General features: G+C 38.7%; 10 protein-coding genes and 1 pseudogene. 10 read left to right on the top strand and 1 reads right to left on the bottom strand.

The genetic code is table 11. The features are described from left to right. Nucleotides 1–188 precede the first annotated feature (188 nt). The 6 genes and pseudogenes from MKY45_RS13250 (at nucleotide 189) to yihA (ending at nucleotide 7,552) form a co-directional block, all read left to right on the top strand. The gene (locus MKY45_RS13250; RefSeq protein WP_042534421.1) at nucleotides 189–1,163 is read left to right on the top strand and encodes a tetratricopeptide repeat protein; all 975 of its coding nucleotides are present in this window, start codon (nucleotides 189–191) and stop codon (nucleotides 1,161–1,163) included. A 122-nt stretch (nucleotides 1,164–1,285) separates the two neighbouring features. Beyond that, nucleotides 1,286–2,572, top strand: coding sequence for a trigger factor (gene tig, locus MKY45_RS13245; protein WP_042534420.1), 1,287 nt, complete (start codon nucleotides 1,286–1,288; stop codon nucleotides 2,570–2,572). 329 nt (nucleotides 2,573–2,901) lie between these two features. Continuing rightward, nucleotides 2,902–3,045, top strand: a pseudogene (locus MKY45_RS13240) (ClpX C4-type zinc finger protein); the annotation flags it as partial. Between the two features lie 14 nt (nucleotides 3,046–3,059). After that, a complete protein-coding gene (clpX, locus tag MKY45_RS13235; RefSeq protein WP_042534419.1) occupies nucleotides 3,060–4,337 on the top strand; it encodes an ATP-dependent protease ATP-binding subunit ClpX in 1,278 nt (425 codons plus the stop codon). A gap of 292 nt (nucleotides 4,338–4,629) precedes the next feature. Next, nucleotides 4,630–6,966 carry an endopeptidase La gene (lon, locus tag MKY45_RS13230; protein WP_042534418.1) on the top strand — a complete coding sequence of 779 codons (2,337 nt, stop codon included), beginning with the start codon at nucleotides 4,630–4,632 and terminating at the stop codon, nucleotides 6,964–6,966. Further along, on the top strand, nucleotides 6,956–7,552 hold the full coding sequence (gene yihA, locus MKY45_RS13225) for a ribosome biogenesis GTP-binding protein YihA/YsxC (protein ID WP_042534417.1): 597 nt from the start codon (nucleotides 6,956–6,958) through the stop codon (nucleotides 7,550–7,552). Before lon ends, yihA begins: the two co-directional genes overlap by 11 nt. Before the next feature lie 80 nt (nucleotides 7,553–7,632). Here the strand turns inward: yihA and MKY45_RS13220 are convergent, their stop codons facing one another. Then, nucleotides 7,633–8,112, bottom strand: a complete 480-nt coding sequence (locus MKY45_RS13220; protein WP_332093734.1) for a LiaF transmembrane domain-containing protein — start codon at nucleotides 8,110–8,112, stop codon at nucleotides 7,633–7,635. A gap of 336 nt (nucleotides 8,113–8,448) precedes the next feature. Between MKY45_RS13220 and hemA the strand changes: the two genes are divergently transcribed. The 4 genes from hemA to hemB all read left to right on the top strand — a co-directional run bounded on the left by hemA (nucleotide 8,449) and on the right by hemB (nucleotide 12,610). Next, nucleotides 8,449–9,822 carry a glutamyl-tRNA reductase gene (hemA, locus tag MKY45_RS13215; protein WP_042534415.1) on the top strand — a complete coding sequence of 458 codons (1,374 nt, stop codon included), beginning with the start codon at nucleotides 8,449–8,451 and terminating at the stop codon, nucleotides 9,820–9,822. Between the two features lie 115 nt (nucleotides 9,823–9,937). Then, a complete protein-coding gene (hemC, locus tag MKY45_RS13210) occupies nucleotides 9,938–10,864 on the top strand; it encodes a hydroxymethylbilane synthase (RefSeq protein ID WP_042534414.1) in 927 nt (308 codons plus the stop codon). Between the two features lie 2 nt (nucleotides 10,865–10,866). Then, the gene (locus tag MKY45_RS13205) at nucleotides 10,867–11,634 is read left to right on the top strand and encodes a uroporphyrinogen-III synthase (protein WP_341173007.1); all 768 of its coding nucleotides are present in this window, start codon (nucleotides 10,867–10,869) and stop codon (nucleotides 11,632–11,634) included. Further along, nucleotides 11,627–12,610: a porphobilinogen synthase gene (gene hemB / locus MKY45_RS13200; protein ID WP_042534412.1), complete on the top strand. Its 984-nt coding sequence runs from the start codon at nucleotides 11,627–11,629 to the stop codon at nucleotides 12,608–12,610. Before MKY45_RS13205 ends, hemB begins: the two co-directional genes overlap by 8 nt. Nucleotides 12,611–12,615: the final 5 nt, after the last annotated feature.

Raw genomic sequence — 12,615 nt, 5'->3', positions numbered from 1 at the left:
CTAAAATGAATTTAACTATCTTTTGCAAATTAATATAGACCCGCTGCTTTTTTAAGGGTAACATGATAATGAGACAGGAAGGTTAAACCTGCTGCAGATATAATCTGAAAAAAATAGTTTAAATAGTGCAGGATAGGGTATAACAGATTTGAAGAAAATTTTTGGAAACCCAGAATAGAGGTGAACAAATGAAAGATAGTGCTAAAGTGATATTATTTCCGAATACGAAAAAACAATTGGAAGAAGAAGGTTTGCATGCATTAAAGGAAAAAAGGTACAAAGAGGCATTAGATAAATTAAACAGTCTGATTGCATATCATGAAGGAAGCCATGAAATATACATTGGTAAATTAATGTGTTTGATGGAATTAGGAAAGTATAAGGATGCAGAGCAGCTCAGTGAAGAACTGCTGGCCAGAAAAGACGCACATTATTATCATTACTTCCATATTTATTTAACCATTCTTTTTCAAACAAGCCAGTATCAGCATTTGATGGATTTGTTAGAAATAGAATTTGAGCATAATATGATTCCTGACATGCTTCAAGAGCCTTTTCAGCAGTTATATGAAATGAGCGGCAATATGAAGATTGGGATCGATGAAGATAATGCCGTCAGTTTTATGAAAGAACTTAAGGAAGCTGTAAGGGATGATGATTATCTGAAGCAATGGAATATCATTGATAACCTTCGGCGGATACAGGCAAATCCGGAGGAAGAAAATATCAGACTGCTTGAAAATCCTCAAGTGCATCCTGTTATTAAAACTGCTTTATTAGAATGGTTCAAAGAAACAGGCGTAGAAAGATCTGTCTACATACATAAATTTGAGGCAATGATGGTTACTCAGCCGACGGAATTGATCCAGATATCTGAAGAGAAAAGCTATATAGCTATAACGGAAGAATTAGAAAAAAGAGCAGAAGCCAATCCATCTCTATTAAATTTGATTGAGCAGCTTGTATATCGATACTTTTACGTGACTTATCCATTTACACCGAAAGAGAGTGATATGTTTTCTTTTGCAGAAGCCGTCTATATTCTTGGAAATGACTATTTACAGCTGGATTTGCAGCTGGACGAATTGAATGAAACTGCCCAATCATGGATAGAGTCTATAAAAATTTGTAACTCGCTTTATTTAAGTATCATTGAAGAGTAGGTAGTAAAATGCTTGAAACACAAAAGATATGTGTTATAATGAGGTGGTTGTAAATCAGGAAAAATGATTGATCAAATGAATAATGAAATGCAATGATAGATTTGATTTTGGAGGGAATAATAATGACAACAAAATGGGAAAAACAAGAAGGTAATAAAGGAGTATTAACGTTTGAAGTATCTGTTGAAGACTTTGATCAAGCGTTAGACCAAGCGTTCAAAAAGGTATCGAAGGATGTTCAGATTCCTGGTTTCCGTAAAGGGAAAATTCCACGCAGTATTTTTGAAAAACGCTTTGGCGTAGAATCTCTATATCAGGACGCAGTAGATATTGTACTTCCTAGTGCTTATTCTAAAGCAGTTGATGAAGCTGAGATTTTCCCAATTGCACAGCCTTCTATCGACATTGATCAGATTGAAAAAGGACAACCGCTTGTTTTCACTGCGGAAGTAGAAGTGAAACCAGAGGTGAAACTTGGTGAATATAAAGGTTTAGAAGTGGAAGAAAAATCTGTAGAAGTAACTGATGAAGATGTAGAACAGGAAATCGAAAATCTTCGTGAACGCCAAGCAGAATTAGTTGTAAAAGAAGATAGCGAAATCGAAGACGGCGATACTGCTGTTATCGATTTTGAAGGATTCAAAGATGGCGTTGCTTTTGAAGGCGGACAAGGTGAAAATCATTCACTGGAAATTGGTTCCGGACAATTTATCCCTGGCTTTGAAGAACAATTGATTGGTAAAAAAGCTGGTGATGAAACAGAAGTAGAAATCACTTTCCCTGAAGAGTACCATGCGGAAGATTTAGCTGGTCAGGACGCAGTCTTTAAAGTGAAAATTCATGAAGTAAAAGCAAAAGAATTACCAGAACTGGATGATGAATTTGCAAAAGATGTTGATGAAGAAGTAGAAACACTTGATGAATTGAAAGCAAAAAAACGTGAAGAACTGGAAACAAACAAAAAACAACAAGCTGAAAATGAACAGCGTGAAGAATTACTTCAACAAGCTTCAGATAATATCGAGGTAGAGATTCCAGAAGCAATGGTAGACACAGAAGTAAATCAGATGGTTCGCGAATTTGAACAACAGCTTCAAATGCAAGGCATGACATTAGAAATGTACAGCCAATTCTCAGGACAAGATGAGAATGCTTTGAAAGAACAAATGCGTGAAGATGCTGAAAAGCGTGTAAAAACTAACTTGACGTTAGAAGCAATTGCTGAAGCTGAAAATCTTGAAGCTACAGAAGAGGATATCGATGCAGAGCTTGAAAAAATGGGCTCTATGTACGGAGTTGAGAAAGAACAGCTTCTACAAATGCTTGGCGGTTCCACAGAAACATTAGAAAATGATTTAAAAATGCGTGCTGCAATTGAATTCTTAGCTGAAAACAGCAAAACAAAATAATTTTTATAAACAAGTGAAAAAAGAGGATAAATAAGACAAGGTGCGCCGAGAGACGTGCCTTGTCTTTCCTGTTAATTAGGACAGTGTCGAATAAACGAAGATTTTGTCAAAAGCGGTATTTGTTCCAGGATATAAAGTATACTATACAGATGGAATTGCAAATAGTTGACATTTAAAAGAATTGATTCATACTGTATAGACACACTTATCATAGGATTATCTTTAGAAAATATAAAAAGTATATTGTTTTGTATTTCTATTTGTATCTGATATGATGAATTATAAAGCTGACTGCTAATCCGATACGGCACATGTAGGAGTGAATGAATATGTTGAATTTAGAAGCCGGGATGGGACAATCAAATTGCTCTTTTTGTGGGAAGAACGAAAAAGAAGTTCAGAAATTAGTAGCTGGCCCTGGCGTTTATATATGTAACGAATGTGTTAGGAAAGTCTCAGAGATTGTTGAGGAAGGCGGCGAAAAGTAATGTTTAAATTTAATGAAGAAAAAGGACAATTAAAATGTTCTTTTTGTGGCAAAGGCCAAGAACAAGTACGAAAGCTGGTAGCTGGTCCCGGTGTTTATATATGTGATGAATGTATTGAATTATGCACAGAAATCGTTGAGGAAGAGCTTGGCACCGAGGAAGGCATGGAAATGAATGAGATTCCAAAGCCAAAAGAAATCTGTGATACACTTGATGATTACGTAATTGGTCAAGATAAAGCCAAAAGAAATCTTTCTGTAGCAGTATATAACCATTACAAACGTGTTAATTCCGGCATGCATAATGGGGATGTAGAAATCTCTAAAAGTAATATTGCCATGATTGGGCCTACAGGAAGCGGTAAAACACTCTTAGCTCAAACATTAGCAAGAATTATTAATGTACCATTTGCAATGGCTGATGCAACATCATTAACAGAAGCAGGATATGTAGGAGAGGATGTAGAAAATATTCTTCTCAAACTGATCCAAGCTGCTGATTATGATGTAGAAAAAGCAGAAAAAGGAATCATTTATATTGATGAGATTGACAAAGTAGCAAGAAAATCTGAAAATCCATCGATTACAAGAGATGTTTCCGGAGAAGGCGTACAGCAGGCGCTTCTAAAAATCTTAGAAGGAACAGTAGCAAGCGTACCTCCTCAAGGTGGAAGGAAGCATCCGCATCAAGAATTTATCCAAATCGATACAACCAATATTTTATTTATTGTCGGCGGTGCATTTGACGGTATTGATCAAGTAATCAAGCGTCGTATAGGTAAAAAAGTAATTGGTTTTGGTGCAAATGAAGAGCAGGAAGAATTGGATACAGCACAATTGCTGTCTAAAGTTCTTCCGGAAGATTTATTACGCTATGGTTTAATCCCAGAATTTATTGGACGTATTCCGGTAATTGGCAGTCTTACTCCGCTGGATGAAGATGCCCTGATTGAAATTTTGACTAAACCAAAGAATGCACTTGTTAAACAGTATCAAAAGCTGTTTGAAATTGATAATGTCGAGCTTGAATTTGAACAGGATGCGCTTATCGAAATTGCTAAGAAAGCTATTGAACGGAAGACTGGTGCACGCGGACTTCGTTCTATCATAGAAGGAATCATTGTAGATGTTATGTTCGACCTTCCTTCTAGAGAAGACGTAGAAAAATGCATCATTACAAAGGACACTGTTATCCAGGAAGATGGAAGTCCAAAACTTGTTTTCCAGGACGGTACCGTTCAAGAAGGAAATGAGAAGTTACCAAAGGAAAGTGCATAAGCATAAACGGGTGAGGAATGCAGATTCTGGTCAGAATCTGCATTCTTCCTCTTTTCTGCTGGTATAGGACGTGCTTTCAGTAAAATCTTCTTTTATCACGATGCCCGATTGGCGAAACTCCTGATGAATAAATGTTTCGTTTTATAAAATGACTATAATAATCATAGATACCTGAATACTTGTTTATAATAAAAGAAGGTATGATGGTGTTTACATTTTGTTGATTTTTTTTTACACTTAGAAAGAGCCTTACAGAGAAAATACATAAAAAATGAAAATAGGGGGTGAATGTATGACAGCAAACTATTTAAAAATGCCGCTGCTGCCTCTGCGGGGGTTGATTGTGTTTCCGTCGATGGTATTACACCTTGATGTAGGAAGGGATAAGTCTATTGCTTCTTTGGAACAAGCTATGTTAGCTGATCAATACATATTTTTAGCTTCACAGAAAAAAATGAATTCAGATGATCCGAGTTCTGCTGACATCTACAATATTGGAACCGTTGCAAAAATTAAACAGATTACGAAGCTGCCGAATGGAACACAACGAGTACTTGTAGAAGGGTTCTATCGGGCGGAGGTTATTCGTTATCTGGAAGAAGAAGAAAACTTTATTGTAGAGGCAGAAGAAAAAGAGGAGATTGTTGGAGACAGCTATGAAACTGAAGCTTTAATGCGTACGCTGCTTGAACAATTCCAACAGTACATAAAGGTTTCACGTAAATTAACGGATGAAACATTTGAAACCGTTGGCGATATTGATCATCCGGGCCGCTTAGCGGATATGATTACCTCACATCTTTCTTTAAAGCTGGATGACAAGCAGGAGATATTAGAATGCTTTGATGTCACGGAAAGAATACATAAGCTTCTGGATATTATTGCGGATGAGCGGAAGATTTTATCCATTGAAAAGAAAATCGGTCAAAAGATTAAAACTTCCATGGAAAAAACTCAGAAAGAATATTATTTAAGAGAGCAATTAAAGGTGATACAAAAAGAATTGGGAGACCGTGACGGCAGAACTGGCGAATTGGAACAGCTCAGAACAAAAATTGAACAGTCTGATATGCCTGAAAGAATTACCACCGTTGCGATGAAGGAATTAGGACGTTACGAAAAGGTCCCGCAGTCATCTGCTGAAAGCTCTGTCATCCGAAATTATATTGAGTGGCTTGTTGCGCTTCCATGGCAAACCAAAACAGAAGATAATATTCAAATGAAGAAAGCTGAAAAAGTGTTAAATGCAGATCACTATGGATTAGAAAAGGTGAAGGAACGCATTTTAGAATACTTAGCTGTTCAAAAGCTTACTAATACGATAAAGGGGCCGATTTTATGTCTGGTCGGACCGCCTGGAGTCGGGAAGACTTCTCTAGCGAAGTCGATTGCCAACGCAATCGACCGGAATTTTGTCCGTATTTCTTTAGGCGGCATTCGGGATGAAGCGGAAATTCGCGGACATCGCCGAACTTATATCGGCGCCATGCCGGGAAGAATTATGCAAGGAATGCGGCGGGCTGAAACGGTTAATCCGGTATTTTTATTAGATGAAATTGAGAAAATGTCCAATGATTTTCGGGGCGATCCTTCTTCAGCTATGCTGGAGGTACTGGATCCAGAACAAAATCATAACTTTAGTGATCATTACATTGAAGAGACCTATGATTTATCTAATGTATTGTTTATTGCTACTGCAAATAACATCAACAGTATTCCAGAGCCGTTATTGGATCGGATGGAATTAATCTCTATCCCGGGGTATACAGAGGTTGAAAAGCTGCATATCGCGAAACGTCACCTTATACCAAAACAAATTAAAGAAAATGGACTGACTAAAAGTAAAATACAAATTCGTGAGTCTTCTATCATGAAATTAATCCGCACATATACGAGGGAGGCAGGCGTCCGCGGTTTAGAAAGACAAATTGCGACGCTTTGCCGGAAAGCGGCTAAAGAGCTTGTCTCTGATGAAAGCAAGGACAGGATTATTATAACCGATCGCATTGTAGAAGAATATCTGGGCAAGCCGGCATACCGATATGGATTGATTGAAGAGGAAAATCAGGTTGGAGCGGCAACAGGGCTTGCATATACAACAGCTGGCGGAGATATTTTATCGATAGAGGTAACGCATTATCCGGGGAAAGGGAGCCTAAAGCTGACTGGTAAACTTGGCGGCGTTATGCAGGAATCGGCGCAAGCTGCGTTTAGCTATGTGCGTTCTCGTACAGAACAGTTGAATATAGAACCCGATTTTTATGAAAAATACGATATTCATATCCATGTTCCTGCCGGTGCAACACCTAAAGATGGTCCGTCAGCCGGAATTACCATTGCAACAGCCCTCGTATCTTCCTTGACAGGGCGTCCTATCAAAAGAGAAGTAGGAATGACCGGTGAAATTACACTTCGCGGGCGTGTCTTGCCTATTGGCGGATTAAAAGAAAAAGCATTAAGTGCACATCGCGCCGGATTGACGACGATTATTCTTCCGGAAGATAATGAAAAAGATATAGAAGACATTCCAGAAAGTGTCCGTGAGGGGCTTCAGTTTATCCCGGTGAAGCATTTAGATGAAGTATTAGAAATCGCGTTGGTAAAGGAGGATGAACCAAATGAAAGTTAATCAAGCAGAAATTGTAATCAGTGCTGTCAGTGAGAAGCAATATCCGCAGGAGCAATATCCTGAGTTTGCGCTGGCTGGCCGTTCAAATGTCGGAAAATCTTCCTTAATCAACAAGCTGATTAACCGGAAAAACTTGGCAAGGACTTCTTCCAAGCCGGGAAAAACACAAACTTTAAATTTCTATCTGATAAATGAATCTCTTTATTTTGTCGATGTTCCGGGTTATGGATATGCACAGGTATCTAAGAAAGAACGGGCAAAATGGGGCGGCATGATGGAAGAGTATTTTAAAAACAGAGAACCGCTCCGGGCTGTTATTTTAATTACTGATTTACGCCATGAACCGACGACTGATGATGTTCAGATGTATGATTATTTGAAGTTTTTTGAGCTTCCGGTCATCGTAATCGGGACAAAGCTGGATAAAATCCCAAAAACAAAGAAGGACAAGCATATTAAGCGATCTAAGAAGGTTTTAGAAATAGATCCAGATGATATTTTTATTCCTTTTTCCGCAGAAACCGGCGAAGGCAAGGATGCGGTTTGGGGAGCGATAAAATCTTTTATCGCGGAGGAGCGTCCGTAAAACTTCCGCCTGAGTGAAGTTTTCTTATAAGAGAAGATAAAATAAGGATACAGCCAGAATTTTAATTTCTGGCTGTATCCTTATTTGCGTTTGAGCATAAACATACCTAAGAGAATAAGCAGAATCGGCCAAAATCGTTCTAAGAGCGAAACAATCGGTTCAAGCCAGCTGGTGTATATAGAAAGCTGTTCCGAAAAAAGAAATAGCAGGCCTAATAAAATAGAGAAAAGACCTAAGAAAAATCCTTTTTTTGTTTTGGTATAACGGATAATAAAGGCAAGTCCTATAATAATGAAATAAACAGACCAGTCATCGATCCAAAAAGAGTAATGTTTGACTCCATGAAGATGAATGCCGATTCCAAAAAGTAATGTACCTATAAATAAATTCTGGTATGTTTTTGTTGTATAGCTATGAATGATGATACCAATTCCAATTACAATCAGGAAAGATTGCCATGAATAAAGGTCAACAAAAAAAGGAATCCGAAGCTCCCGCAGTAAAAGAAAAATACCGATTCCGATACATAAATAAGCAAGCAGTGAATGCTTTCTTTTCATCGAAAAACCTCCCAAATGTCTCTGTTTCTGTGCTGCAAATGATGATACCTGCTGTAACAGACACCCCCTTAAAAAGCAAGTACATTGTCTCTTAAAGTGAGTTCCTTGCTATAATGGGTCAGTTATGTTACATTACAGTCGGAATAAGTTGTTGCAGCGGTCGTTTTTATTTAGCTGGAATGAATCATTTTATCATACATATCTTTATGTTACGTACGAATTGTTTCAGATTCTGTTCACATTTTAGCACGAAAAGCACTTCATGACATGTTATAATGATTATTAGATAATAATCATAAAAAGTTTGAATCATTTAATCATAATGGGGGTAGTACGGTGCATATTTTAAAGGTTGGTTTTAATTACAAAACAACCCCTGTAGAAATTAGGGAAAAGTTTACATTTAATGAAGAAAAATTGTCAGAAGCAATGATTGTATTGAAGGAACAGAAGAGTATTCTGGAAAATGTAATTGTTTCAACATGTAATCGGACGGAAGTATACGCAGTTGTTGATCAGCTTCATACTGGCAGATATTATATTAAACAATTTTTAGCAGATTGGTTTGGAGAAGAAAAAGAAACCTTTTCAACTTACTTGCACATTACGGAGGATGATGGTGCAATGGAGCATTTGTTTCGCGTGACGACTGGACTCGATTCCATGGTTCTTGGCGAAACACAGATTCTTGGCCAGCTGAAGCAGGCTTTTTCAAAAGGACAACTGGCAAATACAACGGGTACCATTTTTAATGAACTGTTTAAGCAGGCCATTACATTCGGGAAACGGATGCATAAAGAGACAGGTATCGGTGAACATGCTGTCTCCATCAGCTATGCAGCTGTGGAATTAGCAAAAGAAAAGTTCGGAGACTTGAGTAATAAGCATGTAGCTATTTTAGGCGCCGGTAAAATGGGCGAATTAGCAGCGAAAAACATTCAAGGTGCTGGAGTAAAGGATATCACTGTCATTAATCGCACACAGGAGAAAGCAAAAATGATGGCAGAGAAATTTGAAGCTAAGGTTGCCGGGATGGATGAACTATCTGTTGTATTAGAAGAAGCGGATATCCTGATTAGTTCTACCGGTTCAGAGTCTGTTGTTTTATCAAAAGAAGATATTGAAAAGGTACAAAGTAAACGGCAGGATAAAGAACTATTCTTAGTAGATATTGCGGTTCCCCGGGATATTGATCCGGAAATTGCTGAAGTTAATCAAGTTGCTTTATTTGATATTGATCACCTGCAGAATATTGTGGATGAACATCTGGAGTCTCGAAAAGCAGCAGCAGAACAAATTGAAATATCCTTAGAGGAAGAAATTGTCCAATTCAAGGAATGGATGAAAACATTAGGTGTTATCCCGGTTATATCTGCTCTAAGACAAAAAGCGCTATCTATCCAATCCGAAACAATGCAAAGTATTGAACGGAAAATTCCAAGCTTAACGGATCGCGAGAAAAAAGTGCTTAATAAGCATACGAAAAGTATTATAAATCAGTTACTGAAAGAGCCGATTACGCAGGCGAAAGAATTGGCAGGTGCTGAGCAGGCAGATGAGGCGTTGCAATTATTTATTGATATTTTTGGGATTGAGAATGAGGTAAGAGAAGAATTTGCGAAACAGCTGAAAAAGAATGATGCATTCACCAAATTTACGCAAGAGGAAGCCTCCTCATTCAAGGTTATTGAACGAGTAACCACTGCCTAAGCAGGATGGATTCATTCTGTTTACATCATTCACATCCAACCAGAAGGTCATTTCATTTACTTTCTGGTTGCTTTTTATTGTAGAAGAAACCTGGAAAAGTCGAGGAGGACACATCATGCGAAAAATAATTGTTGGTTCGAGAAAAAGTAATTTAGCCATGACACAAACGAAATGGGTTATTGATCAGCTGAAAAAAGCTGGTGTAGAAAATGAATTTGAGATTAAAAAGATTGTTACAAAGGGAGACCAAATCCTGGATGTAACCCTATCGAAAGTTGGTGGAAAAGGTCTGTTTGTAAAAGAAATTGAAAAAGCGATGTTTGACAAAGAAATTGATTTTGCCGTACACAGTATGAAGGATATGCCTTCTTCTCTTCCAGAAGGGCTGGAGATTTCCTCTATTCCTGACAGAGAAGACCACCGCGATGCTTATATTGCGAAAAATAATATCAAATTAGCAGACCTGAAAGAAGGCTCGATTATCGGCACAAGCAGCTTACGCAGAGGGGCACAAATTCTTGCAGCCAGACCAGATTTAGAGATTAAATGGATTCGTGGAAATGTGGAAACACGTATCCGAAAATTAAATGAGGAAGACTACGATGCCATTATCTTAGCTGTATCCGGTTTGAAGCGGGTTGGTTTAAGTGAGAATCTGATTACAGAATACCTGGATCCGGAAATCTGTGTACCTGCTGTAGGACAGGGTTCGCTTGCCATTGAAAGCCGTGAAGATGATACAGAATTAAAAGAAATCGTTCAAAGGATCCATAATGAATATACAGCCAAAACAGTATTAGCGGAACGTACTTTCCTGCATTTATTAGAGGGAGGGTGTCAAGTTCCAATCGGCGGCTATGCTTATTTAGATGGCGAAGAAATCGTCTTAACTGCTTTAGTAGGAACCCCTGACGGAAAAACAATCCTGAAAGAAGTCGTCCGCGGTAATGACTCTGTTCAAGTTGGTAAGCAGGCGGCTGAAATATTAATAAATCAGGGAGCTAAAGATATCGTTGACCGTGTCAAAGAGGAGATGGAATAATCATGGGAAAGCCGCTTCACGGGGAGCGCATATTGATTACGAGAGAAGAGACAAAAGCTGCTGAAATGGCTGACAAAGTCACGAAGCTGGGCGGTAGTCCAGTTATTGTCCCAATGATTGAAATAAATTTTCCAGAAAAACTTGAGGATACTGCTATACTGGAACGCCTCTCGGATTTCAGCTGGGTATTCATGACAAGCGCTAACGGTGTGGATGGTTTTTTTCAGCTGCTCCGTAAACAGCAGATAACGTTTCCGGAAGGATTGAAGATAGGAATCGTCGGCAAGAAAACAGAAAAGGTATTGCATCGATATGGTTATGCTGCTTCCTTTGTTCCGGAAACCTTTGATGCGCAGGCGATGGCAGAAGCGTTTATCTCTTTTTACACATCGGATAAGCCGGTGCTGCTGATACGGGGTAATTTATCAAGGCCGACGCTTCCAGAAAAGCTAAAAGAAGCCCAGATTGCTTATGAAGCATTGGAAGTGTATGAGACAACGTATTGTGTGGAATCAAAACAGAAGTTGAATCAAGAGCTTCCAACTGTTGATTATATAACGTTTACAAGCCCATCAACAGCAGAGGCGTTTGTACAATTAGCGGAATGTATACCGAATAATGCAACCTATATTTGTATCGGTAATACGACGGAAGATAAGGCAAGGGAATTAGGGATTCCTGATCTATATACGTCCATACCATATACAACAGATGCGATGTTGGATTTAATTTCAACGATTGCAAACGAAAGGAAGATAAATCATGAGTGAATTCACATTTGACAGACATCGGCGTTTGCGTTCATCCGTTTCGATGCGCGCACTCGTTCAAGAAACACACTTACGGGCAACGGATTTTATTTATCCGATATTTGTTATTGAAGGAGAAGACATCCGTAATGAGGTTTCGTCAATGCCGGGAGTTTTCCAGGTTTCTTTTGATCATTTATTGAAAGAAGTGGAGGAAGCGTATCAATTAGGAATCCGTTCGCTTATTTTATTTGGCGTGGTAGAAGAAAAGGATGAAATCGGATCCGAGGCTTTTCATGATCATGGAATTATTCAGGAAGCAACAAGAATCGTGAAACAGGCGTATCCGGAAATGCTTGTTGTTGCGGATACCTGTTTATGCGAGTATACCTCGCATGGACATTGCGGCGTGATTGAAAACGGAGATGTAGCCAACGATGCTTCTCTGGAGCTGTTAGCTAAAACAGCTGTATCTCAAGCAAAAGCAGGTGCCGATATTATTGCTCCTTCCAATATGATGGACGGATTTGTAACTGTCATCCGCCATGCTTTGGATGAAGCCGGTTTTCACCATATTCCGATTATGTCCTATGCGGTGAAATATGCTTCCGCTTATTACGGTCCTTTCCGTGATGCAGCAGACAGCACACCTCAATTTGGAGACAGGAAAACCTACCAGATGAACCCGGCTAACCGTTTGGAGGCAATTCGTGAAGCGAAATCGGATATTAAAGAAGGCGCTGATTTCTTAATTGTCAAACCGAGCCTGTCTTATATGGATATTATGCGGGAAGTGAAAGATAATTTTGACGTGCCCGTCGTTGCATACAACGTGAGCGGGGAGTATTCCATGATTAAAGCGGCTGCTTTAAATGGCTGGATTGATGAGAAAAAATTAGTAACAGAAACCCTGCTATCGATGAAACGTGCAGGCGCAGACTTAATTATTACCTATTTTGCAAAAGATGTGGCAAAATGGTTGCAAGAAGATAAATAAGGGAG

This window comes from Oceanobacillus sp. FSL K6-0251, from assembly GCF_038004725.1.
GTDB classification, from domain to species: domain Bacteria; phylum Bacillota; class Bacilli; order Bacillales; family Amphibacillaceae; genus Oceanobacillus; species Oceanobacillus oncorhynchi.
This window is presented reverse-complemented; position numbering and strand designations above follow the sequence as displayed.